At 53.6% G+C, this 23,394-nt stretch carries 21 protein-coding genes (1 of these 21 only partly in view); 11 read left to right on the top strand and 10 right to left on the bottom strand.

Annotation, left to right across the window (positions count from 1 at the left end):
- The first annotated feature begins 53 nt into the window (after nucleotides 1-53).
- The 3 genes from secA (at nucleotide 54) to ACFE33_RS01675 (ending at nucleotide 5,494) form a co-directional block, all read left to right on the top strand.
- Nucleotides 54-2,735, top strand: coding sequence for a preprotein translocase subunit SecA (gene secA / locus ACFE33_RS01665; protein WP_380056054.1), 2,682 nt, complete (start codon nucleotides 54-56; stop codon nucleotides 2,733-2,735).
- Nucleotides 2,736-2,875: 140 nt separating this feature from the next.
- Nucleotides 2,876-3,868: a hypothetical protein gene (locus ACFE33_RS01670; protein WP_380056057.1), complete on the top strand. Its 993-nt coding sequence runs from the start codon at nucleotides 2,876-2,878 to the stop codon at nucleotides 3,866-3,868.
- 21 nt (nucleotides 3,869-3,889) lie between these two features.
- Nucleotides 3,890-5,494 (top strand): substrate-binding domain-containing protein, encoded by a 1,605-nt coding sequence (locus ACFE33_RS01675; RefSeq protein ID WP_380056060.1) that lies wholly within the window; start codon nucleotides 3,890-3,892, stop codon nucleotides 5,492-5,494.
- Here ACFE33_RS01675 and radC read toward each other — a convergent pair.
- The 4 genes from radC to ACFE33_RS01695 all read right to left on the bottom strand — a co-directional run bounded on the left by radC (nucleotide 5,466) and on the right by ACFE33_RS01695 (nucleotide 10,544).
- Entirely contained in the window at nucleotides 5,466-6,269 is an 804-nt protein-coding gene (radC, locus tag ACFE33_RS01680; protein ID WP_380056062.1) for a DNA repair protein RadC, read from the bottom strand. The two genes, ACFE33_RS01675 and radC, sit on opposite strands and share 29 nt — an antisense overlap.
- A gap of 44 nt (nucleotides 6,270-6,313) precedes the next feature.
- The gene (dnaJ, locus tag ACFE33_RS01685; protein ID WP_380056065.1) at nucleotides 6,314-7,468 is read right to left on the bottom strand and encodes a molecular chaperone DnaJ; all 1,155 of its coding nucleotides are present in this window, start codon (nucleotides 7,466-7,468) and stop codon (nucleotides 6,314-6,316) included.
- 74 nt (nucleotides 7,469-7,542) lie between these two features.
- Entirely contained in the window at nucleotides 7,543-9,459 is a 1,917-nt protein-coding gene (gene dnaK, locus ACFE33_RS01690; RefSeq protein ID WP_380056068.1) for a molecular chaperone DnaK, read from the bottom strand.
- Between the two features lie 260 nt (nucleotides 9,460-9,719).
- Nucleotides 9,720-10,544, bottom strand: a complete 825-nt coding sequence (locus ACFE33_RS01695; protein WP_380056070.1) for an ABC transporter permease — start codon at nucleotides 10,542-10,544, stop codon at nucleotides 9,720-9,722.
- Nucleotides 10,545-10,671: 127 nt separating this feature from the next.
- Here ACFE33_RS01695 and cysQ point away from each other — a divergent pair, with 127 nt between their 5' ends.
- The 8 genes from cysQ (at nucleotide 10,672) to ACFE33_RS01735 (ending at nucleotide 20,044) form a co-directional block, all read left to right on the top strand.
- Nucleotides 10,672-11,469, top strand: coding sequence for a 3'(2'),5'-bisphosphate nucleotidase CysQ (cysQ, locus tag ACFE33_RS01700; protein ID WP_380056073.1), 798 nt, complete (start codon nucleotides 10,672-10,674; stop codon nucleotides 11,467-11,469).
- Nucleotides 11,469-12,695: a glycosyltransferase family 2 protein gene (locus tag ACFE33_RS01705; RefSeq protein ID WP_380056076.1), complete on the top strand. Its 1,227-nt coding sequence runs from the start codon at nucleotides 11,469-11,471 to the stop codon at nucleotides 12,693-12,695. The genes cysQ and ACFE33_RS01705 overlap by 1 nt, the downstream gene beginning before the upstream one ends.
- Before the next feature lie 136 nt (nucleotides 12,696-12,831).
- Entirely contained in the window at nucleotides 12,832-13,725 is an 894-nt protein-coding gene (gene galU / locus ACFE33_RS01710) for a UTP--glucose-1-phosphate uridylyltransferase GalU (protein ID WP_380056079.1), read from the top strand.
- 8 nt (nucleotides 13,726-13,733) lie between these two features.
- On the top strand, nucleotides 13,734-14,717 hold the full coding sequence (gene galE / locus ACFE33_RS01715; RefSeq protein WP_380056082.1) for a UDP-glucose 4-epimerase GalE: 984 nt from the start codon (nucleotides 13,734-13,736) through the stop codon (nucleotides 14,715-14,717).
- Nucleotides 14,677-15,903 (top strand): glycosyltransferase family 4 protein, encoded by a 1,227-nt coding sequence (locus ACFE33_RS01720; RefSeq protein ID WP_380056085.1) that lies wholly within the window; start codon nucleotides 14,677-14,679, stop codon nucleotides 15,901-15,903. Before galE ends, ACFE33_RS01720 begins: the two co-directional genes overlap by 41 nt.
- A 14-nt stretch (nucleotides 15,904-15,917) precedes the next feature.
- Nucleotides 15,918-16,928 carry a glycosyltransferase family 2 protein gene (locus tag ACFE33_RS01725; protein ID WP_380056088.1) on the top strand — a complete coding sequence of 337 codons (1,011 nt, stop codon included), beginning with the start codon at nucleotides 15,918-15,920 and terminating at the stop codon, nucleotides 16,926-16,928.
- Complete coding sequence (locus tag ACFE33_RS01730; protein WP_380056091.1) at nucleotides 16,925-18,622, top strand: beta-1,6-N-acetylglucosaminyltransferase; 1,698 nt, start codon at nucleotides 16,925-16,927, stop codon at nucleotides 18,620-18,622. Before ACFE33_RS01725 ends, ACFE33_RS01730 begins: the two co-directional genes overlap by 4 nt.
- 6 nt (nucleotides 18,623-18,628) lie before the next feature.
- Entirely contained in the window at nucleotides 18,629-20,044 is a 1,416-nt protein-coding gene (locus ACFE33_RS01735; RefSeq protein ID WP_380056094.1) for a nodulation protein NodH, read from the top strand.
- Here ACFE33_RS01735 and ACFE33_RS01740 read toward each other — a convergent pair.
- From ACFE33_RS01740 to ACFE33_RS01765, 6 genes are all read right to left on the bottom strand, one after another.
- Nucleotides 20,041-20,505 carry a PTS sugar transporter subunit IIA gene (locus ACFE33_RS01740; RefSeq protein WP_380056096.1) on the bottom strand — a complete coding sequence of 155 codons (465 nt, stop codon included), beginning with the start codon at nucleotides 20,503-20,505 and terminating at the stop codon, nucleotides 20,041-20,043. The genes ACFE33_RS01735 and ACFE33_RS01740 overlap by 4 nt on opposite strands.
- Nucleotides 20,506-20,541: 36 nt before the next feature.
- Complete coding sequence (gene hpf / locus ACFE33_RS01745) at nucleotides 20,542-21,117, bottom strand: ribosome hibernation-promoting factor, HPF/YfiA family (protein WP_380056099.1); 576 nt, start codon at nucleotides 21,115-21,117, stop codon at nucleotides 20,542-20,544.
- 255 nt (nucleotides 21,118-21,372) lie between these two features.
- Nucleotides 21,373-22,140: an LPS export ABC transporter ATP-binding protein gene (gene lptB / locus ACFE33_RS01750; RefSeq protein WP_380056101.1), complete on the bottom strand. Its 768-nt coding sequence runs from the start codon at nucleotides 22,138-22,140 to the stop codon at nucleotides 21,373-21,375.
- Between the two features lies 1 nt (nucleotide 22,141).
- Entirely contained in the window at nucleotides 22,142-22,645 is a 504-nt protein-coding gene (gene lptA, locus ACFE33_RS01755) for a lipopolysaccharide transport periplasmic protein LptA (protein WP_380056104.1), read from the bottom strand.
- Complete coding sequence (gene lptC / locus ACFE33_RS01760) at nucleotides 22,645-23,265, bottom strand: LPS export ABC transporter periplasmic protein LptC (RefSeq protein ID WP_380056107.1); 621 nt, start codon at nucleotides 23,263-23,265, stop codon at nucleotides 22,645-22,647. Before lptC ends, lptA begins: the two co-directional genes overlap by 1 nt.
- 92 nt (nucleotides 23,266-23,357) lie before the next feature.
- Nucleotides 23,358-23,394 carry the end of a ribonuclease D gene (locus ACFE33_RS01765; RefSeq protein WP_380056109.1) on the bottom strand. It continues 575 nt past the right edge of the window, so the window shows 37 of its 612 coding nt (coding positions 576-612); its start codon lies beyond the right edge, outside the window — the gene reads right to left on this strand; it ends in the stop codon at nucleotides 23,358-23,360.

The raw sequence follows: 23,394 nt of genomic DNA on the forward strand, positions 1-23,394 counted from the left end.
AGCAAGTCATGGTTCAAGGGAACCATCAACAGAAGAGTGCAAGCGGAGAAAATATGCTGGGTATCGGAACAATCGCCAAGAAAGTTTTTGGCACACCGAATGATCGTTTGGTCAAAGCGACCCGCCCCCTTGTCACAAAGATCAATGATCTTGAACCGACCTTCGAGGCCTTGAGTGATGAGGGCATCAAGGACAAAACTCTCGAACTTTCCGAGCGCGCCAAAAAAGGCGAGAAGCTTGATGATCTCTTGCCAGAGGCATTCGCCAACGTTCGCGAGGCCGCGCGCCGCGCGCTGGGGCTGCGGGCGTTCGACACACAGTTGATCGCGGGTATCTTCCTGCACCGAGGCAACATCGCGGAGATGAAAACAGGTGAGGGCAAGACCCTCATGGCGACCTTCGCGGCGTATTTGAATGCGCTGACAGGCAAGGGCGTGCATGTTGTGACCGTGAACGACTATCTCGCGAAGCGTGACGCAGAGTGGATGAGTCAGGTGTACAGCGCGTTGGGTATGACCACCGGTGTGATTTACCCGCAGCAACCCGAAGAAGAGAAAAAGCACGCGTATAACTGCGACATTACCTACGCGACGAACAATGAGTTGGCGTTCGACTACCTGCGCGACAACATGCGTTCAGAGCTCAGCCAACTCGTTCAACGTTCGCACCATTACGCGATTGTGGACGAGGTCGACTCGATCCTGATTGACGAAGCGCGAACACCATTGATTATTTCCGGCCCCGCGCAGGACCGTAGCGAGCTTTACATAACCATTGATAAGCTCATTCCGCTGCTGACCGAAGAGCACTACACTATCGACGAGAAAACCCGCAACGTGACCTTTACCGAAGAAGGGAATGATTTCGTTGAGGAGCTACTTCACAAGAATGAAATCCTTCCTGAGGATCAAACTCTCTATGACCCAGAGAGCACGACCGTCGTTCACCACGTGAACCAAGCGCTGAAGGCGCACACGCTCTTTATTCGCGACAAAGACTATATCATGCGCGATGGCGAAGTGATGCTGATTGACGAGTTCACAGGCCGCATGATGGCCGGCCGCCGTTTGTCGGATGGCTTGCATCAGGCAATTGAGGCCAAGGAAGGCGTCGAGATCAAACCTGAAAACGTTACCCACGCTTCGGTGACGTTCCAGAACTATTTCCGCCTCTACGAAAAGCTGGCGGGCATGACGGGTACGGCGCTCACAGAAGCAGATGAGTTCTCTGAGATCTATAACCTCGGCGTTGTAGAAGTACCCACGAACCGCCCGATTGCCCGTGTTGATGAGCATGATCAGGTTTTCCGCACCGCCAAAGAGAAATTCAACGGCGTGGTTGAGGAAATCCAAGAAGCCCACGCCAAAGGTACGCCAATTCTTGTCGGGACCACATCGATTGAGAAATCCGAGTTCCTCTCAGGACTGTTGGAAAAAGCGGGCGTAAAGCACAACGTTCTGAACGCGCGCCAGCACGAGCAAGAAGCCCAAATCGTAGCCGATGCGGGCCGATTGGGTGCCGTTACGATCGCGACGAACATGGCGGGCCGTGGTACCGATATTCAGCTTGGCGGTAACGCAGAATTGCGTCTGGAGCAGGCTCTTGCCGAGAACCCGAATGCCGACAAAGATGCGATCCTTGCCGAAATCGCGGCCGAGAAAGAAAAAGTAAAAGAGGCTGGCGGTCTGTTCGTTCTGGCAACTGAACGCCACGAAAGCCGTCGCATTGATAACCAGCTTCGCGGACGTTCAGGCCGTCAGGGTGATCCGGGGCGCTCGGCGTTCTTCTTGTCACTCGAAGACGATCTGATGCGGATTTTCGGTTCCGAGCGTCTGGACAAAGTTCTTTCGAGCCTTGGCATGAAAGAGGGCGAAGCCATTATTCACCCTTGGGTCAATAAATCGCTTGAGAAAGCACAGGCCAAAGTTGAAGGCCGGAACTTTGATCAACGCAAGCAACTCTTGAAATTTGACGATGTGATGAATGACCAGCGCAAGGCGATCTTCTCGCAGCGCCGCGAAATCATGGAGTCACAAGACCTCTCGGAAGTTGTGCAGGACATGCGCCATCAGGTCGCCGATGACCTTGTAGATGCGCATATGCCCGCGAAATCATACGCCGAGCAATGGGACACGCAGGGGCTTCAAGAGGCCGTTAAAGAGAAACTTGGCGTGGACGCACCCGTCGTTGAGTGGGCTGCTGAAGAAGGCGTTGATGATGGCGACATCCGTGAACGTTTGTACGAAGCGTCGGACAAGTTGATGGCGGCAAAGGCAGCGGACTTTGGCCCTGACGATCTTCGCGGTATCGAGAAGCAGGTGCTGCTACGCACAATCGACACCAAATGGCGCGAGCACCTTCTTACGCTTGAGCACTTGCGCTCTGTTGTCGGTTTCCGTGGTTACGCACAGCGCGATCCATTGAGCGAATACAAAAACGAGAGTTTCCAGCTCTTTGAGATTCTGCTCGAAACGCTCCGCGAAGACGTGACAGAACAACTCGCTCGCCTTCCTTCCCGCGAAGAGGTAGAGGCCGCGCAACGTGCGCAGATGGAGCAACTCATCGCGCAGCAAAAAGCAATGCTCGCCGCACAACAGGCGACTCAGCCTGCCGCTGGAAATGCCGTAGAGGGATTCGATGAAAATGATCCCGCAACATGGGGAAACCCGTCGCGCAACGACCAATGCCCATGCGGATCAGGCGAAAAATTCAAGCATTGCCACGGTAAAATCTAAGCAGCGCTCAGAAATTATCATTAGATTTGAACCGCTTGGCCTTGGGCTGGGCGGTTCTTCTGATTATGACCGTGAACAGGCCGCAATTTAGCCGCTTTTTTGACTGCTAATTGCTTCGATATCCAATTTTGGAGAATCCTGTGCGACAAAAAAGTAATTATGTTTACGCGCTCGCAAGCTTCTTTGCGGCCTTTGCAATCGGATACTATGCGCAAAACCGTGACGGCGATGCGCCCATTTTTGCGCAAAATGAAGTGGCAGAGCCGACACTCGTTGATGTTACCTCTGTTCAAAACACCTCCGCCGATGCGGCGCAGGATATGCCCCAACCACCTGCTGCGACGCTGACTCTGTTACAGGCGAACGCGATTCCTTCGACCAAACAAAGAATGCAGGACACGCTCTCCCCCAGCCCTACGCAAAACGTGGTTAAGTACAGCGCCTATGGCGTGCCCTGTAAGTTGGAAATGGAAGCAACCCCACAGGCCGCAGCGATGGTTGCAATTGAGTTAACCGCAAGCTGTTCCCCAAACCAGATATTTGAGTTGTCCCACAATGGGCTGGTCGTTTCCGGGCTCACGTCTGGCGTTGGAATTGCACAAATGATCGTTCCCGCTATGGCGCAGACCTCTGATTTTACTGCGAAGCTTGAGGACGAGCAGGTCATCAAGACATCCGTAGAGGTCGAAGAGTTCGCGCTTTATGATCGGGTTGCGCTGCAATGGGAAGGGGACACAGGCCTCGAAATGCACGCGCTAGAGTTTGGAGCGGACTACGGGCAGGCGGGTCATATTTGGAATAATGCCCCGCGCACTGTTGATTTTGCCACAGGCGCACTTGGCGGTTTCATGACGCGGATTGATGATGTTGGTGCACCGAATGCTAAGCGTGCGGAAGTTTATAGCTTCCCGTCTGGCACAATTAAACGCGAGGGTGCCGTCCGTCTTGTGGTAAAGGCGGAGATTACACAGGATAACTGTGGCCGCGAAGTTGCCGCGCAGACCCTTCAGCCGAAATCCACGACAGGGATCGAAACCGTTGATCTGCGTTTGAAAATGCCGAATTGTGACGCGGTTGGTGACGTTTTGGTGTTGAATAACTTGCTTCGAGATTTAAAGATCGCTCTGAACTAAACGAGATTTCGGAAACGTATCATGAGCATCCTTCGTGCGGCGGTGTGCGCCGCACTTTTTGTATTCACTCCACTCTTGGCGCATGGTCAGGACGTAACGCTTTCGTCTTTGGATGGAGGGGTGACGCTTTCGGGTGAGCTGGAAAGTTACGACGGAGAGTTTTACCGCGTCCGAACGGATTATGGCGTGCTTACGCTGGATGGTTCCGGCGTCTATTGCACAGGGCCGGCGTGTCCAAGTCTTGAGGGTTACGTCGCCGAGATAACCTTCTCCGGTGCCGAGAGCATCGGTGCCGAGTTGCTCCCCGCGCTTTGGGAACGATTTGCAAGCAAGCACGGTTATTCAATGGCCCGCGAGTCGCTGTCGGATACTGATTTTACGCTGGTATTGGCACAGGCCGAAAACGATGTAGCGCGTATACGGTTTGAGTTGGGGAGCTCGGATTTCGGCCTCGAAAAATTCTTGGCCGAAGAGGCGGACATCGCGCTTTCACTGCGCGAAGCCAACGAAGAAGAACGTGCGCTCGCGCTCGAGAATGGTATTGGACGCCTCAATCGTATTCAGAATACGCGGATTTTGGGTCTGGATGGGGTCGTTCCAGTTGTCGCCAAAACCAATCCCGTAACCGCGATTTCACTCTCGCAGTTGGCACAAGTATTGAGTGGCGAGATTGTGAATTGGCAGGATATCGGCGGCATAGACGCCCCGATTGAAGTGCATTTGCGCGAGGACGGTTCGGGCCTTTTGCAACGCGCGACGCTCGAAATATTGGAGGAGGGGGACAAGCTCTCGGATGCTGCGACGCGCCATTTACAAGACGCCAGTCTGGCCGATGCGGTCGCGCGGGATCCATTCGCTATCGGTCTGACGAGCCTTTCAAACGGAAGCAATGTTACTGCGATGTCCTTGCTTGGCGGGTGTGGTTTTCCGTTTCGCGCCACGCATGAAGCAGTGAAGGCGGAGGATTACCCGCTCACGGCTCCCCTGTTTATGTATGTTCCAAGCCGACGTTTCCCCAAAGTGGTACGCGAGTTTTTCGCCTTTTTGAGTACGCCAAATGCCGCGCAAGTCGTGGCCGATCTGGGCTTTGTTAATCAGGTTCCACACGAAATTCCGGTCTCTGCACAAGGTGAGCGCTTGGCGAACGCGATCCTGCGTGCGGGAGAAGAAACATCGCTTGAGGATGTCCAATCTATGGTCGCAGAACTGCGCGATGGTCAGCGATTGACCACGACATTCAGGTTCGAGGCAGGTTCCTCGCGGATGGATGCCCAGTCACAGGCCAATGTCGCGAGGCTCGCTGAAGTGCTTGAGGCGGGGCTTTTCGGCGATCGTAAGCTGACGTTCGTCGGATTTAGCGATGGGGATGGCAGTGCGGCCGCAAATCGCAAAATCGCGCTGCGTCGCGCCGAAGCTGTGGAGGCAGCAGTACTCGCGGAGGCGACGCTATTTGATCCCGCCCGTATGGGCGTTGAATCGAAGGGTTACGGAGAGGCCATGCCGATGGCCTGTGATGAAACCGCTTGGGGAAGCAAAGTAAACCGACGCGTTGAGGCGTGGCTGGGGCCGGTTCTGCCGCCAGAGTTGCCAGAATACGCTAGAGATACCCCTCCGCTCGAAAACTAAGCTCGTGTGATTTTCCCACAATCAGATGATCGTGCAATGTGATCCCAAGCGCCTGCGCGGCATCGTTGATTTGCGCCGTAACGGTGATGTCGGCCTGCGAGGGGGACGGATCTCCCGAAGGGTGATTGTGAACCAGAATAAAGGCGGAGGCGTTCAGTTCGAGCGCGCGTTTGACCACTTCGCGCGGATATACGGGGACATGATCGACGGTACCGCGCGCTTGTTCCTCATCCGCAATCAGCACGTTTTTGCGATCGAGAAAAAGGATGCGGAATTGCTCTGTCTCTCGGTGGGCCATCGTGGTGTGGCAATAATCGACGATCGCGTCCCAGCCTGAAATCACATGCTTTTGCATCACGCGACTACGAGCAAGCCGTTGGGCCGCAGCTTCGACGATCTTGAGCTCGCACATCACGGCCTCACCGACACCGCGAATGGGTAGAAGGCGCTCGCGAGGGGCAGAGATCACGCCGTTGAAATCGCCAAAGGTTTCCAAAAGCAAACGGGCGAGGGGCTTTACATCCTTGCGCGGAATAGCGCGAAACAAAACAAGCTCCAGCATTTCGTAATCGGGAATTGCCGTCGCGCCGCCCTTAAGGAAACGTTCCCGTAGGCGCTTTCGGTGGTCGCGAATATAACTTGGCTGTTGGGGTTGATTAGAGCGGTAGTATGACGAGCCACTCCGCTTGTGCGTAGCCTCTGGAAGGCGTACTTCGTCCACGTCGGTATCGAACATGGGCATTGGTTTTTCGGAAAAGAATCGTTTCAGGCTCATAAAAATAGCCTGAAACGATTCCCTAAAAATTTAGTTAACTTGAGTTAACTTTTCATTCCGTCCCAGAAGGTTTTCACCTTGGAAAAGAAGCTGCTTTCTTCGGGATTGTTGTTGGCTTGGATGTCGCCAAACTCTCGAAGAAGCTCTTTCTGACGGCTTGTCAGGTTCACGGGTGTTTCAACCGCAAGCTCGATGAACATATCGCCATGCGCACCGCCGCGAACCGCTGGCATACCCTTGCCGCGAAGTCGCATCTGACGGCCGGATTGGCTGCCTGACGGGATCTTCACGCGGCTTCGGCCACCGTCGATTGTTGGAACTTCAATGTCGCCACCAAGCGAAGCAGAAACCATGCTCACCGGAATACGGCAGTGAAGGTTCGCACCCTCGCGTTCGAACAGCGCGTGATCTTCTACCTCGATAAAGATGTAGAGATCGCCCGCAGGTCCGCCGCGCAGACCGGCTTCGCCCTCACCTGAGAGACGAATACGGTTGCCAGTTTCAACACCCGCAGGGATGTTCACGGCAAGCGAGCGGTTCTTTTCGACACGACCCGCGCCTTGGCAATCTGCGCAAGGGTTCTTGATGAGCTGACCAGCACCTGAACAGGTCGGACAAGTGCGTTCGACAGTAAAGAAGCCCTGCTGCGCGCGCACCTTACCCATGCCCGAACAGGTCGGGCAGGTTACAGGCTCAGCACCACTCTCTGCACCCGTGCCAGAGCACGTATCGCAGCTTACCGAAGTCGGCACAGTGATCGTTTTCTGCAGCCCTTGGAAAGCCTCTTCGAGAGTTACGCGCAGGCTATAGCGCAGGTCGGAACCACGTTGCGCGCGGCTTCTTGGACCACCGCCACCGCGGCCCCCCATGAAGTCGCCGAACAGGTCATCAAATACATCAGAGAACGCAGAGGCAAAATCGCCGTTGCCGTGACCGTGGCCAGGATGACGTCCGCCACCTCCGCCCATTCCGCCTTCGAATGCCGCGTGACCATACCGGTCATAGGCTGCTTTCTTGTCGGCGTCTTTGAGTACGTCGTAGGCTTCGTTTGCTTCTTTGAACTGCGCTTCTGCGTCTGGATTGTCGCGGTTGCTGTCTGGGTGAAGCTCTTTGGCTTTCTTGCGAAAACCTTTTTTGATCTCGTCCGCCGAGGCCCCTTTGGCGACGCCAAGAATATCGTAGTAGTCTCGTTTAGACATCGTATACCCCTTTTTGGGAACGCAAAGACCGGCCCGACACGTATCGAGCCGGTCTCTCTAAGGCGAGAGCCTTATTAGGAGCGTTTGTCGTCGTCCAAATCTTCGAAGTCGGCATCCACGATGTCGTCATCATGCGATTTCGCAGTTTCGTCGACACCCGAAGGTTCGTCGGAAGCTTCTTCCTGAGACGCTTTGTAGATCGCTTCGCCAAGTTTCATCGACGCTTCAGTTACATTCTGAATGCCGGCTTTGATCTTGGAAGCATCCTCGGTCTCGAGGTTGTCCTGAAGCGCAGAGATCGCCAATTCGATCGCTTCGACAGTTGTCGGATCGACTTTGTCTTTGTGCTCTTCGAGGGCTTTCTCGGTGCTGTGAATCAAGCTCTCTGCTTGGTTCTTGGCTTCGATAAGCTCTTTGCGCTCTTTGTCGGCGTCCGCGTTATCTTCGGCGTCTTTGACCATTGCTTCGATATCTTCATCGGACAAACCACCAGAAGCCTGGATCGTGATCTTTTGCTCTTTGCCGGTGCCTTTGTCTTTGGCGCCAACTTCAACGATACCGTTGGCATCGATGTCAAAGGTCACTTCGATCTGTGGCATTCCGCGCGGTGCCGGCGGGATGTTCTCGAGGTTGAACTGGCCAAGGATTTTGTTGTCAGCGGCCATTTCGCGCTCGCCTTGGAATACCCGCAACGTCACAGCGTTTTGGTTATCCTCAGCAGTCGAGAAGATTTGCGACTTCTTGGTCGGGATTGTTGTGTTGCGGTCGATCAAACGTGTGAACACACCACCAAGTGTCTCGATACCAAGCGACAGGGGTGTCACGTCCAAGAGAACAACGTCTTTGACGTCGCCCTGAAGAACACCCGCCTGAATAGCAGCACCCATGGCCACAACTTCGTCTGGGTTAACACCTTTGTTTGGCTCTTTGCCGAAGAATTTGGAAACTTCTTCGATCACTTTTGGCATACGTGTCATACCACCGACGAGAACGATTTCGTCCACGTCGCTTGTTGTAAGACCAGCGTCCTTAAGCGCATCTTTACATGGCTTGAGCGAAGATTTGATAAGATCACCAACAAGGCTTTCAAGCTTCGCACGTGTCAGTTTGAGCACGAGGTGAAGCGGCTGGCCACCTTTTGGATCCATCGAGATGAACGGCTGGTTGATTTCAGTCTGAGTTGAGGAGGAAAGCTCGATTTTCGCTTTCTCCGCAGCTTCTTTCAGACGTTGAAGCGCCATTTTGTCTTTGGTGAGGTCAACGCCGTTCTCTTTTTTGAACTCCTCAGCAAGGTAGCTCACGATGCGCATGTCAAAGTCTTCACCACCGAGGAACGTGTCGCCGTTGGTGGATTTAACTTCGAACAGGCCATCGTCGATCTCGAGGATGGTTACGTCGAATGTACCACCACCAAGGTCATAAACAGCGATTGTCTGTGTTTCTTTCTTGTCGAGACCATAGGCCAGCGCCGCAGCGGTTGGCTCGTTGATGATCCGAAGAACTTCGAGGCCAGCGATTTTACCAGCATCTTTTGTTGCTTGGCGCTGTGCGTCGTTAAAGTACGCAGGAACTGTGATAACAGCCTGTGTTACTTCTTCGCCAAGATAGGACTCAGCGGTTTCTTTCATTTTTTGGAGGATGAAAGCGGAAATTTGGCTCGGCGAGAATTTGTCGCCGTGTACTTTTACCCACGCGTCACCATTGCCGCCGTCGATCACGTCGAAGGGCAGGTTCGCTTTGTCTTTGGCCAAATGCTTGTCGTCTGCGCGACGACCAATAAGGCGTTTTACACCAAAGATTGTGTTTTCAGGGTTTGTAACTGCTTGGCGTTTAGCGGGCTGTCCCACCAGACGCTCGTCGTCAGTGAAGGCCACGATCGAAGGTGTTGTACGTGCACCTTCTGCGTTTTCGATAACGCGCGGCGCGGAACCATCCATGATGGCAACGCAAGAGTTTGTAGTTCCAAGGTCAATGCCAATGACTTTAGCCATAATATAAGTACCCCTTTTCTTAGGCGATGTTACAGAGCGCGGACCCATGCTAGGCATCTCGGCTCCGATCCGTTTTAATAACCAGAGTTGCCCCTGATCATGCTTCTTGGCGTATATAAGGATGGCCCTTCTTACCTGCAAGCGGTTCGGGGCAATGTTTGCGTGTTTTTGGGCTCAAAAGCTGAGTCAAAACACGTGCATGGGCAAAAAAATCAATAAAGTTGTAGGATTAGTTTCCCAAGGGGGCAAACGGCGAAATCTTACCTGCCTGCGCTCCAGCTCAGAGAAGCGTGCCGACGGGTATAAAATTCGCCCATCAGGCCGATCATCGTGAGGGCAATCGTAACCTTTACAGGATAGCTGATTGAGCTAACGGTGGCGACGTAGTTGATAAAGACAAACCCGCGCGCTTGGTCAATTGTGTGGAACAACGGGTTCCAGTCGAACATCGAGAGCATCCACCCCGGTAGTGTCTTAGCGAGGAACATTTTGCCCGAAGCAATCATATTCGCCCGCGCATAAATCGTAGAGGCCAGAGCCACAAAGCCAGGGAACCATGGCTTGAGGGCCAGAAACACCATTCCAACCGCAACGCCCGTCGCCCACGAAAGCAGAAGCATCGCAAAGGCACCCACGGGCTGGTTGATGACAACGGGTGTGAAGGCCGTGTGATACAAGAACAGCACAACCGTCATCGACAGAACCTGAATATACAGCGACGAAAGAGCCGAAGACGCAATCGCGACAATCGTATTCATGGGGGCATGAAGCATCATCGGCGATGTAGGGCCCGCAGAGCCAACAACCGCGCCCATTGCCTTGGTGTGCGTGAGAAACAGAAAGATTCCTGACATGATATACAGTAGGAAGTCACCGCGCACCGCCGTCCCCCGCAGCCCAAGAACCGAGAACATAAGGTAAAACACCAAAACCAAGACGACCGTTTGCATCATGTTCAGCAACAGGCCGATGATCGCATTGCCATGTGTCTTGCGAACCTCACGCACCGTCGCGTGATAGATCAACTCCAGCAGCGTAAAGGCCGAATATAAACCGCCCTGTTTGTGTGTTTGGACCTGAAACATCCGAAATGCCCTGCCTTGGTTGTGCGGGAAATGCAAAGTATAGCAAGGAATTCTTGCTGTTCCCTTACCATGAGATATTAAGGGGACAACACAGAAACACAAGAATACACAATATCAGGAGATACTTTTGGATTTTGCGCATTTAACGCTCGTCTTTCGTCGCTTGGCCCTAGAGGCAGGGGACAAGATCATGGAAATCTATAATTCCGACGATTTCGAAGTAAAAACCAAGTCAGACGACAGCCCAGTAACCGCCGCCGACGAGGCCGCCGACGCGATCATTTCGGCAGGGATCCGTGCGGAATTTCCTGAGGTGACGCTTGTCACCGAAGAGCAGGCCGCATCGCACAGCTCCAAGGCCGACACATTTATCATCGTCGACCCGCTGGATGGTACCAAGGAATTCGTTCACCGTCGTGGCGATTTCACAGTAAACATCGCATATGTCGTTGATGGGAAACCACTTCGTGGCGTCGTTTATGCGCCAGCTAAGAACCGCCTTTTCTATACCGATGCGGATGGGAAAACCGTTGAGGAAACAGGCGATTTCGCTAAGGACAAAGTTGGCCCGACCAAGGCAATATCAGTCTCTAACCCTGATAACAGCGCACTTTATATCGTGGCGTCCAAGTCGCACCGCGATCAGGCTACCGAAGATTACATTAACAAATACGCCATCAAGGACAGCAAAAGCGCAGGCTCCTCGTTGAAATTCTGCTTGGTCGCAACGGGTGAGGCCGATCTTTATCCGCGCGTTGGACGGACAATGGAGTGGGATACGGCTGCTGGTCATGCGGTGCTTCTGGGCGCGGGTGGTGATGTGGTTCGGTTTGATGATCACACGCCTCTGACCTACGGAAAAGACGACTACGCCAACCCGTTCTTTATCGCCTATGCACCGGGCGTTGATCTGAAAAAGGCCTAATGCGCGCTCCCGCCACAAGCGTCATCATCGTTAGCCGCGAGCGGCCAGATGCTCTCGTGCGTTGTTTAATCGGGGTGTCTCAGCTTGATCACCCCGATTACGAAGTGATCGTTGTGGCGGATCCTGCGGGCTTGAACGCAATTGCGACCCTTCCGTTCGCTGCGCAACTCAAGCAGATTGCATTCGATAAAGCGAACATCTCCGAGGCCCGTAATCTGGGCCTTGGAGCCGCCGCGGGAGATATCGTTGCATTCATCGACGATGACGCCGTTCCCGAGCCAAGCTGGCTTTCACGGCTGGCAGCGCCATTCCTTGAAAGCGATGTAGCCGCAGCGGGCGGGTATGTGCGGGGGCGCAACGGGATATCGTTCCAATGGCGCGCCAATAGTGTCGATTCCGCTGGACGTTTACGCCCACTTCAGGTGCCAAGCCGGAACTCGGTAATTTTCTCGCCTCAAGGCGCTCAGGCAATCAAGACTGAGGGAACCAATTGCGCCTTCCGTCGCGATATTTTGGCGAACTTGGGCGGGTTTGATCCGGTCTTTCGCTACTATTTCGATGATACCGATGTGAACATGCGTCTCGCGATTGAGGGGTACTCAACCGAAATCGTTCCGCTCGCTCAGGTTCATCACGCCTACGCCGCATCTGCGTGCAGAACAGCAGAGCGCGCGCCGAAAACGCTTTTTGAGGTCGGGCGTTCAACGGCACTGTTTCAACGGAAATATGCAGATCCGTTTGATGCGGATATGGCTTGGCGTGTTGAGGTGATCGAACAGCGCAAGCGCCTCCTTAGGCATCTGCAACGCGGCACGTTAGAGCCACATAGCGTTCGACGTCTGATGAAAACACTCACTGATGGCTATGAAGAGGGGAAGCACCTCGCGCTTCAGAAACCCAAACCGATCCCGGCGAGCAAAGAGCCGATGCGGAAATTCGTCGCCGCACCGTATCGGCACAAAGCGCTTGCGGGGCGTTTCTGGAGTAGGCGGCGTTTGCGCGAAGAGGCAGCCAAGCTTGTACAGCAAGGTTATCGCGTAACGCTCGTCCTCCTCAGTCCCACCACGCTTTACCACCGCGTCAGGTTCACCAACGAAGGTTTTTGGGAGCAAAGCGGCGGTGTTTTCGGAAGGTCTGGACGCGATCAACCATTATTCCAGCCGTATAATTTCAAATCCCGAGCACGTGACGAAATTTCGCGTAGCAACCTGTTCCGAGAGCTGTAAAAACGCAGCTAGCAGAGGGTTGTTGCGGAATTATACCGCGCGACGCGACTTAAAAGGTTAGTCATTTCAATTTAGGATAATTAAGTCTAAACTTTTGCAGAAGCAAATTACGCTGAAACAAAAATTTGAGTAGATTATGAAACGTAAAGTGACCAAAGCCATTTTCCCAGTCGCAGGACTGGGAACAAGATTTCTTCCAGCCACAAAATCCGTTCCAAAAGAAATCATGACTTTGGTTGATCGCCCTCTCATTCAGTACGCGATTGATGAGGCCCGCGAAGCAGGAATTCGAGAGTTTATTTTTGTGACATCCCGCGGCAAAGGGGCGCTTGAGGATTACTTTGACCACGCGCCACAGCTTGAGAACGAGCTTCGCAAGAAGGGCAAAGACGAACTCCTTGAGACGCTCAAATCCACCAATATGGACAGTGGCGAGATCGCCTATATCCGACAGCACAAAGCGATGGGCCTTGGGCACGCAGTTTGGTGCGCGCGTCGTCTCATTTCAAATGAGCCTATCGCCGTAATCTTGCCGGATGATGTGATTGCTGCCGAAAAACCGTGCTTAAAGCAGATGGTTGAGGCCTATGAGGAGACTGGCGGATGTATGGTTGCGGCGATGGATGTCCCGACGAATAAGGCGTCGTCATACGGTATTCTCGACATCAAAGAGGACAAAGGTAACCTCGTTAAGGTCAAGGGAATGGTCGAAAAACCACCCCTCGGAGAACAGCCGTCCAATCTGGCCGTGATTGGCCGCTATATCATCACCCCTGATGTTCTTCGCACTTTGAACCAAATGAAAAAAGGTGCGGGCGATGAAGTTCAATTGACGGATGCGATTGCCGAAGAAATCACCAGAGGCCGCGATGTTCATGGCTTTCGTTTTGAAGGAGAGCGGTTTGATTGCGGCTCTAAAGCAGGGTTTTTGCAGGCCACGATGGCGTTCGGCCTTGCTCGCGCTGAGTTGCGGGATGAGTTGATGTCTTACATGACCGATATGCTCGCGCACCGCGCTGCGGCTCAGTAGGGGGCATTATGGCAAATGTTCTGGTTACCGGCGGCGCGGGCTATATCGGCTCGCACGCTTGTAAGGCTTTGAGGGCGGCTGGTTATACGCCCGTAACTTTTGATAATCTTATCTCAGGTTGGCAGGATGCGGTAAAGTTCGGCCCGTTTGAACAGGGCGACTTAACGGATCGCGCGCGCCTTGATGAGGTATTTGAACAATATGAGCCAATAGCGGTTATGCACTTTGCGGCCTTGTCCCAAGTGGGCGAAAGCATGACTAATCCTGGCAAATACTGGCATAACAACGTTACCGGTAGTCTTTGTTTGATCGAAGCCGCAGTGGCGGCCGGTTGTCAGAAGTTCGTATTCTCGTCGACCTGCGCAACCTATGGCGAGCAGGACAATGTGACCTTGGACGAAAACTGTCCACAAGCGCCGATCAACGCTTATGGTGCGAGCAAACGTGCGATTGAGGATATCCTCGCGAACTTTGAAGCGAGTCATGGGCTGAAGCACGTAATCTTCCGTTATTTCAACGTCGCAGGTGCGGACCCAGAAGGCGAAGTGGGCGAATTCCACCAGCCCGAAACACATCTCATCCCGCTTATGTTGGATGCGATTGACGGCAAACGCGATGCGCTGACGGTTTTCGGTACGGATTATGATACGCCGGATGGGACCTGCATTCGGGATTACGTGCATGTTTGTGACCTTGTTGATGCGCATGTTCTGGGTTTGAAATGGCTTGAAGAAGGTAAGGAAAGCCGCGTGTTTAACCTTGGAACCGGTTCCGGTTTTTCGGTTCGCGAGGTGATCTCCCATTCCAAGGCCGTCACAAATCGAGAGGTTCCCTTCAACGAAGGGCCAAGACGTGCTGGCGATTGCACCAAGCTTGTTTCAGGCAGCGTTAGAGCCGAAAAAGAGCTGGGCTGGAAACCAACCCGCTCGACACTGGAGGCGATGATTACCGATGCATGGCGGTGGCACCAAACAGGACATTACACCAAATAAACCACCCGCACGGCTGTTGGATCTGTCGCGCCTCGTGAGTCGTGTCGGACGTGGGCCGCTCACGGGTGTTGATCGGGTCGAGATGGCGTATCTCTATGCGCTCTTGCAGGATAGCGTGCCCCTCTTTGCGCTTGTGCGGATATCCGGCGGATTCGTTGTTCTTGATGAAAACGGTACGCAGGCGCTTTGGTCGCGGATGGTGGGAAAAACGCCGTGGGGGCGGCCGGATATCAATACTCTGTTGCGTCGCAAGCTCAGCCCCGCTCAGCGATGCGCACAAGCCGATTGTCATCGGCTCGCCGTGTCCAAATCGCGCGAAATTACAAGCGTGTTAGGCTCTATTCCGCGCGCATTCTCGTATATCAACGTTGGGCACAGTAATCTGAGTGCGGAAGTGCTTGCCGCGATAAAATCATGCGATGCGCATGTGTCCGTTATGGTGCACGATCTCATACCGATTGATTTTCCCGAATTCCAGCGATCAGGAACTGTTGCGAAGTTTGAGGAGAAAATGCGCGCTGTTTCCCAATATGCGGATTTGGTGATCTATAATTCAAAGGCCAGCCAAGCGGATGGGGAGCGCCATTTCGAGATGATAGGGCGTGTTCCGTCAGGCATCGTCGCGCATCTTGGCGTTACAGTTGCGCAGCCGGACGATACACCGCTTCCTGATGAAATAGCGCAGGATAGACCCTATTTTGTTTGCGTCGGCACGATCGAACCACGCAAAAACCATCATTTGCTCTTGGATGTCTGGGAAGGGTGGGATGATGCCCCGCAACTTGTCTTAATCGGTGCGCGTGGGTGGAGTAACGAGGATGTCTTTGCCCGCCTTGATGCCAAACTAGAAAATGTAATCGAGTTGAATAACTTTCCCGACCGCGTGGTTGCCAAGATCGTCCAAAACGCTGCCGGTATGCTGTTTCCGTCCTTCGCAGAGGGGTTCGGCCTTCCGCCAGCAGAGGCGCTCCTTCTTCAAACCCCGGTCGTTTGCGCAGATTTGCCTGTTTATCAGGAGTTTATGGGGGATATGCCCATTTACCTGAATCCTCAGGACCGTTACGCTTGGACGTCAACGATACAGACACTTGCTGCGAAACATAAGTCAGAAGAGCCGATCAAATTTGATCCAGATTCACTGCCGACGTGGACCGCGCATTTTGGTAAGGTCTTGTCGGTGGTCTAGAATGAGGAAACGGCTTGAGTGTAGCAACATCATATCGACTGCGTATAGAGCGCAAGAAATGGCGCGCTAGGTCCATTCGCAAGAGTCGGGAACTGAGTCCTGTTGCCAACCGTACCGCGCAAATCAAAGCAGATGATATCCTTGTTTTTGCGACCCTGAGAAATGAGAGTATCCGCCTTCCGTACTTTCTTGAATATTACCGCAATTTAGGTGTCGATCACTTTGTGTTTGTCGACAACAAGAGCGATGACGGCGGTCGTGATTACTTGGCGCGGCAACCGGATGTTTCCCTTTGGTCGTCGAAGCATAGCTACAAACGCTCTCGGTTTGGTGTCGATTGGCTGAATTATCTACGGATGAAGTATGCGCATGGTCACTGGTGCCTGACCGTTGATATTGACGAGTTTCTGATCTTTCCGTTCTGCGACTCTCGCTCGCTTGTGGCGCTGACCGATTGGCTTGATGCGTCTTCGATCCGCAGTTTCTCGGCAATGTTGTTGGACATGTATCCAAAGGGTTCGGTTGATGGAGCGCCCTATCAGGCGGGCCAAAATCCTTTCGAGATTCTGAACTGGTTTGATAGCGGGAACTACACGTTCAAACGCAACAATGTGTATGGGAATCTCTGGATTCAGGGAGGGCCGCGTGCTCGTGCGTTCTTTGCCCAAAAGCCGGAAAGGGCGCCTGCATTGAATAAAACGCCGCTGGTTAAATGGGACCGTAAGTACGTTTATACCAGCAGCACCCACGCACTGTTGCCGCGCGGCTTGAACCTTGTCTATGACGAATGGGGCGGAGAGAAAACGAGCGGTTGTCTGATGCATGCCAAATTCCTTGATACTTTCGGTGCCAAGGCGCAGGAGGAGCTAGAGCGCAACGAGCATTTCGCCAACAGCCACGAGTATCGGGCCTATGCCGCCAACCTCAAGGATAATTCCGAGCTTTGGTGCAAGTGGAGCGAGAAGTTCATCAACTGGCGCCAGTTAGAAATGCTGGGCCTTATGTCAAAGGGAAACTGGGCATGAGCCTCGGGGTCGTGATGCTTGTCCATGGCTCGCTTAAGCGCGCGCCGCAAGTGGCGCGTCATTGGCATGAAGGCGGGTGTCCTGTTGTTATTCACGTGGACAAAGCTGTCCCGCAGGAAAATTATGATGCATTGGTTTCATCCCTCGCGGATTTGGATGGCGTCATGTTCTGTGAGCGCCATAGATGCGAATGGGGTAGGTGGTCACTTGTGGAGGCAACGCAGGCAGGGGCGGAAATGCTGCTTGCGAAATTCGGCGATGTGCAACACGTCTTGCTCGCCTCTGGCGTATGTATGCCTCTTCGACCCGTGACGGAGCTTAGGGCGTATCTTGGGGCGCGGCCAAACACCGATTTTATCGAGAGTGCGACGACCGACGATGTGCCATGGACCATGGACGGGTTGGACAAGGAACGTTTTACGCTTCGCTTTCCGTTCTCATGGAAAAAGCACCGCAAAAGGTTTGATTGGTACGTTCGATTTCAGCGGAAAATCGGTTTCAAACGGCGGATTCCTGACGGGTTAGTCCCTCATATGGGGTCCCAGTGGTGGTGCCTAACGCGTACTACCCTTAGGGCGATCCTTGAGGCGCCGGATCGTGCGAAATATGATAAGTACTTCAAACGTGTCTGGATTCCGGACGAGAGTTACTTCCAGTCCCTCGCGCGAATCCACTCCACCAATATCGAGAGCCGCTCGCTTACCCTGTCAAAGTTCGACTTTCAGGGAAAACCACATGTTTTCTATGACGATCATATACAGCTCTTACAGCGCTCAGACTGTTTCATAGCGCGCAAGATCTGGGACAGGGCCGACAAGCTTTACGATGTTTTCCTTTCCGAGAACGACAAGCCAAAGCGCACAGCAGAGCCTAAATCAGGCAAAATTGACCGAATTTTCACAAAATCCCTCGCGCAACGAACCAAGGGGCGGCCCGGCCTTGTGATGCAGAGCCGCGCGCCCAATGTGAATTGGGAAAACGGGATCACCGCGTCGCGTTATTCGATGCTTCAGGGATATACGGAGCTCTTCATTGGGTTTGAAAGCTGGCTGGCTGGATATACTGGCGCGCGCGTTCACGGGCATCTCTTTGCGCCCGAGCGCGTTGAGTTCGCAAATAGAGAACCCTATTTTGCAGGCTGTTTGGCGGATAATGCAGTGCTTAGGGATTATGCTCCGTCCGAGTTCCTGCGGAATCTGATATGGAATGCGCGCGGAGAGCGGCAAGTTTTTCAGTACGGTCCGAGGGACACGCAAAAAGTATGCCATTTCATAGCGCGCGATCAGAATGCGAGTATTTCGGTGGTGTCGGGTGCTTGGGTTGTGCCGCTGTTCCATTCTGGGCTGGAGTTTGAGGCGATCCGCAAGATATGCGCGCGGTTGCAAAAAGTAGAGAGCCAGCAGCTGGACATACTGCGCGCGCCACGTACAAGGGCGCGGGTCGAGATTGTGACGATGGCCGAGTTTATCCAAGCCCCAGTAGAGCACCTAAGCAAAGCCGTCGAAGAAATCGGTGTGCGCGCGGATCATCAGTTGCCCGATATTCCGGAACTTGTTGATTTAACTGGCGTTACCCAATTTATTCAGCGCCTTAAGAACGAGGGAATGCACCCGTATCTAATGGGCGATTTCTCGAATACCATGGAAAAGAAATCCGCGGCTAAAGCTCCTCGCAAACCGTATTTGATGAAGTAAGCCCTTATGAAAAAACAATATACCCACTTCGTGATCTTCGCAGAAATGCGGACGGGTTCGAACTTTCTTGAGGAAAACATCAATGCCTTTGAAGGGCTGAAGTGTTGCGGCGAAGCATTCAATCCACATTTCGTTGGTGGTCCGCAAAGGGCAGACGTGTTGGGCGTGACGCTTGAACAACGCGAAAAAAATCCCCTCGCGTTACTGGATGCAATCAAGGATGCGCCGGGAATTGCGGGTTTTAGGTATTTTCACGACCACGATCCGCGCGTGGCCAAGGCGGTCCTTGATGATAGAAGCTGTGCCAAAATCATCCTGAGCCGCAATCCCGTCGAGAGCTATATCAGCCTCAAGATTGCGCGTGCGACGGGGCAGTGGAAGCTGACGAATGTAACCCACCAAAAGACCGCGAAGGTTCTGTTTGATGCGGATGAGTTCAATGAAACCCTGCGACGCACTCAATCGTTTCGGCATGATGTTGTTCACCAGTTGCAACTGAGTGGACAGACGGCGTTCTCTCTAGATTACGAAGACATCCGTAACGTCGAAGTCATGAATGGACTGGCGCAGTTTTTGGGCGTGGAAGAGAGACTCGACGGCCTAAGTAAGCAACTCAAAAAGCAGAACCCGAGTTCGTTGCTTGAGAAGGTCGCGAACCCTTCGGAAATGCGCGAGGCGCTGGGCAATGAGGATTATTTCGGCCTGTTGTCTGTGCCAAATTACGAGCCCGTCCGAAACGCAGGAGTGAATCGGTATGTCGCCGCGGCCAAGGTTCCGCTATTGTTTTTGCCAATGCCTTCTGGCCCGAACAAGCGGGTGAAAAACTGGCTTAGGGCGCTGGGCGGCGGCGAGTTGCGTGAAAAGCTGACCCAGAACGATTTGCGACAGTGGAAGCTGGATAACACGGGGCATCGTAGCTTTACCGTTGTGCGCCATCCCGTTGCCCGCGCGCATGAGGCGTTTTGCCAAACGATCTTGAACCATGGCCCGCGTGCCTTTCCTAAAATTCGTGAGTCGTTGAAGCGAGTGCATAATGTTCCGCTTCCCGATGATCCGACGAGCTCGGATTACGACCTTGCGGCACATCGTGCGGCGTTCCTTGGGTTTCTGAAATTTCTCAAAGCGAACCTCGCGGGACAAACGGCGATCCGGAACGACATGGCGTGGTCGAGTCAGGCGTCTATGATTGAGGCATACGCGGGCTTTGCTGCGCCGGATATGATCCTTCGCGAAGATACGCTAGAGACGGATCTGGAATACTTGGCCTATCGCATGGGGCACGAGAACATCGAGATTGAAGACGAACCTGCCGCCAAGCCTTATGCGCTGGATGATATCTATGATGCAGATATCGAGAGCGCCGCCCAAGAGGCGTATAAACGTGATTATGTGACGTTCGGATTCGGCGCGTGGCGAGACTAGGCAGCGCGCGCCGATTGCAATTCTGTAAGAATGGCGTGAAGTGTGTGCGGATCGTCATTCGCACGAAGTTTTTCGCAGATTTTTGAGTCACGCATTGTACGCGAAACAAGCGCGAGCGCCTTGAGGTGCTCAACGCCGGAATCGATAGGTGCAAAGAGCGCGAAAACAAGGTCAACCGGCTGACGGTCCACTGAATCAAAATCAAGCGGGCGATCGAGGCGCAAGAAAACGCCAGCAACAGAGTCCAAACCTTTAAGGCGGGCATGTGGAAGCGCTACGCCATGGCCCACACCTGTTGGGCCAAGGCTCTCGCGCTCTTGTAGAGCATCGGTGGCTTCGTTGGCGGATAGCAAATGCACAGAACGGGCGACCTCTCCCAGATCCTGAAAGAGGCGTTTCTTGCTCGTCACATTCGCGATCACTTTCACCGCTTCGGGCTTAAGTATGCTCGTTAGGTCCATCTTAGTCACTTCTGCTCGAGTGTGGGCCAGGTTATCCTAGCTCGTCGTTACTGGGTCTATCCAACCTATGTTGCCGTCCTCCCGACGGTAGACCACGTTCACACCACTGTTTCCTTCATTGCGAAAAACCAGAACGGGGGCCCCTGAGAGTTCCATCTGCATAACGGCTTCACCCACAGAGAGGGACGCAATCTTGGTCTCCATTTCCGCGACAATCATTGGTTGTAGATTCTCGGGTTCTGATTCTTCTAATCCATCTGATCCGGCGAGGATATACGTGGAAGCCGCCGAAAGTTCAACAGGCTGCGTTCTTTCGCGGTGATGGTCCTTCAAACGGCGCTTGTAACGGCGCAGTTGTTTCTCAAGTTTGTCACCGCATTTATCAAAACTTTCATAAATTTCATGGGCATGCGCCTTGGCCGTTGCGGTAAGCCCGGTTGAGAGATGAACAGTAGCCTCACAAACAAACTCACTCGCGCTCTTGGAAAATACGATCTGGGCGTTTGTAGGTCGCTCTGCATATTTTTCGACAATCGAGCCAATTTCGGTTTTTACGTGTGTCTGAAGGGCTGCGCCGATGTCGATCTGTTTGCCGCTGATTTGATACTGCATTTAACCTCCAAGGTTCGAGAAAAGATTTGCCACATCCTACATATAGGATCGGAATCTAGATAATTTAGATGGTGGCGTGATGCGAGGCGCGCCAAGCGCGCCTGAAGTTCGGCGTGATGATGGCGCCGAGTCCCGTAATGTGAGGGGTTCTTCATACATCAATCGTATTGGGCGCCTAAAATGCGATTGAGTCAATAGGGCTCAGAGTGGTCAACGAGGACCACAATTATAAGACATTGATTTAGATAAATTTTGTTATGAGACGCGGAAATCGTTTCCGAGGTAAACGCGGCGCACATTATCATCACGAATAACGTCGTCGGGGGTGCCGCTCATCAGGACTTTTCCCTCATGAAGAATATAGGCCCGATCGACGATCTCGAGGGTTTCGCGAACGTTGTGATCCGTGATCAGAACGCCGATATTGCGGTTCTTGAGCTGGCCCACAAGCTCGCGGATTTCTCCTACGGCGATGGGGTCGACACCGGCAAAGGGTTCGTCCAAAAGCAAAAATTCGGGCGAGGCCGCAAGGCAGCGCGCAATCTCAACGCGCCGACGCTCACCGCCCGAGAGCGATAGGGCAGGCGCGCGGCGAAGGTGGCCGATGGAAAACTCGCTCAACAATTCCTCAAGCCGTTCGCGCCGCTTGTGGGCGTGTTTGATCGAGATTTCGAGGATCGAGAGGATGTTGTCTTCAACGCTTAGGCCGCGAAAGATCGAGTTCTCCTGTGGAAGGTACCCGATACCGAGCTTGGCGCGTCGATACATCGGCAGCAGGGTGATTTCCCGTCCGTCCACAAGAACCTGTCCGCCCTCTGGCGAAACCAGTCCCGCGATGGAGTAAAAGCAGGTCGTCTTACCAGAGCCGTTCGGCCCCAAGAGCGCGATTACCTCTCCGCGAGAAAGCTCCATAGACACGTCTCGAATCACGGTTTTGCGTCGATAGCTCTTGCGGAGGTTGCGGATCGAAAGACCCTCATCGCTGCGCTCTGACGCAATCGTGAGTTTTGGAGTGGAGGCCATGTTAATTGCTCGACTGAAGAATGGTTTTCACGCGGCCGCTCATCTGCGCGCGCCCTGTGTTCAGGTCGACAGTCATCTGGTTCGCCGAGAGAGCATTGCTTCCTTGTGTCAGGACAACATCACCCGTCATCACGACCTCGGCGCTATCAATGGTGTACACCGCTTCTGCGGCTTCTGCGGCTTCTGCGGCTTCGGGTCCGTTCACCAGAACAACATTGCCACTGGCGCGCAGGCGGCTGATCTTGCCGCCTGACTCTTCGCCTTGGTTGGTTTTGTATTCAACAATAACGGTGTCCGCGGTGAGGCGCATTTCGCCCTGTCCGATAACAACATTCCCGATGAAGGTAGCGTTGCCGGTGCTCTGATCCACTTGCAGTGTGTCCGCGACGACTTCGACAGGGAGTGTCGCGTCGTGTTCCAGCCCGCCAAACGGGATCTGGGTGCTCTGAGCCGAGGCCAAGTGCGCAAAGCCGAATATCAAAAAAATCGCCAGAAAATAGCGCATTACTGTTCACCCCGAATTGTCTCTTGCGGATCGTATACCAGTTTCACACCATTTTTGAAAACCAGAAGATAGTTCTGATTGTGTTGAGTGAGTTCCATGGCACCCGCGTTGAGTTTTCCGATAGGACCCGCGGCCGAAATTGGCACATCAGACGTAAAGCGCGCATCCGCAAGCGAGGCGTCCACGCGCTCGGTGCGAATGACATATCCAGTAGAGCTGGTGACAAGGACTTGCCCCTCTAGCTGGGCGCGCTGCGCGTTACTGTCGAGCTTACCGTTGGTTGAGGAAATCTCGACGGTGGCGCCCTCGGGGAATTCCATCTGGGCGTTAAATCCCTCGGTCGTTAGGACACCACTCACGCCATAGGGATCTGGCTTGGCTGAGGCCGCCGATACCGAAATAGCCGCGCCATCACGTGTAATCCCCGAATAGTTGGGAGACGTAATCCCGCGCTCGCGTGCCATTTCTTCGACGTCGACCTTAGCAAAGGGAATGGCTTTGGTTGGGTCCACGGGCCGCGCGAGCAAGAAAACAGTCGACAGAATAGCCAGCGCCAACAGGGGCAGGATGATCTTGGCCCATGAGATAAAGCGTGAATACGTATTGTCGTGACTAAACATTTGTCCGCTCGTTTTTTGCACATCTTACCATGTGCGTCGCCGCGCGCACATATTGAGTGCGATTGGGTGGCGACATTATGCCAGTGCGCGCCTTAATGAGAGAAGATATCCATGTCAGCCCACCCCTTT

The sequence above is a fragment of the Falsihalocynthiibacter sp. SS001 genome (genome assembly GCF_042445055.1).
Taxonomy (GTDB): domain Bacteria; phylum Pseudomonadota; class Alphaproteobacteria; order Rhodobacterales; family Rhodobacteraceae; genus Falsihalocynthiibacter.

Bases quoted from the DNA above. Each gene is read 5' to 3' on its own strand.
- dnaK (WP_380056068.1), bottom strand. From the start codon at position 9,459: ATGGCTAAAGTCATTGGCATTGACCTTGGAACTACAAACTCTTGCGTT.
- ACFE33_RS01675 (WP_380056060.1), top strand. From the start codon at position 3,890: ATGAGCATCCTTCGTGCGGCGGTGTGCGCCGCACTTTTTGTATTCACT.
- ACFE33_RS01720 (WP_380056085.1), top strand. From the start codon at position 14,677: ATGCATGGCGGTGGCACCAAACAGGACATTACACCAAATAAACCACCC.
- dnaJ (WP_380056065.1), bottom strand. From the start codon at position 7,468: ATGTCTAAACGAGACTACTACGATATTCTTGGCGTCGCCAAAGGGGCC.
- ACFE33_RS01730 (WP_380056091.1), top strand. From the start codon at position 16,925: ATGAGCCTCGGGGTCGTGATGCTTGTCCATGGCTCGCTTAAGCGCGCG.
- lptA (WP_380056104.1), bottom strand. From the start codon at position 22,645: ATGCGCTATTTTCTGGCGATTTTTTTGATATTCGGCTTTGCGCACTTG.
- hpf (WP_380056099.1), bottom strand. From the start codon at position 21,117: ATGCAGTATCAAATCAGCGGCAAACAGATCGACATCGGCGCAGCCCTT.
- secA (WP_380056054.1), top strand. From the start codon at position 54: ATGCTGGGTATCGGAACAATCGCCAAGAAAGTTTTTGGCACACCGAAT.
- galU (WP_380056079.1), top strand. From the start codon at position 12,832: ATGAAACGTAAAGTGACCAAAGCCATTTTCCCAGTCGCAGGACTGGGA.
- lptB (WP_380056101.1), bottom strand. From the start codon at position 22,140: ATGGCCTCCACTCCAAAACTCACGATTGCGTCAGAGCGCAGCGATGAG.
- ACFE33_RS01695 (WP_380056070.1), bottom strand. From the start codon at position 10,544: ATGTTTCAGGTCCAAACACACAAACAGGGCGGTTTATATTCGGCCTTT.
- ACFE33_RS01740 (WP_380056096.1), bottom strand. From the start codon at position 20,505: ATGGACCTAACGAGCATACTTAAGCCCGAAGCGGTGAAAGTGATCGCG.
- galE (WP_380056082.1), top strand. From the start codon at position 13,734: ATGGCAAATGTTCTGGTTACCGGCGGCGCGGGCTATATCGGCTCGCAC.
- lptC (WP_380056107.1), bottom strand. From the start codon at position 23,265: ATGTTTAGTCACGACAATACGTATTCACGCTTTATCTCATGGGCCAAG.
- ACFE33_RS01705 (WP_380056076.1), top strand. From the start codon at position 11,469: ATGCGCGCTCCCGCCACAAGCGTCATCATCGTTAGCCGCGAGCGGCCA.
- ACFE33_RS01735 (WP_380056094.1), top strand. From the start codon at position 18,629: ATGAAAAAACAATATACCCACTTCGTGATCTTCGCAGAAATGCGGACG.
- radC (WP_380056062.1), bottom strand. From the start codon at position 6,269: ATGAGCCTGAAACGATTCTTTTCCGAAAAACCAATGCCCATGTTCGAT.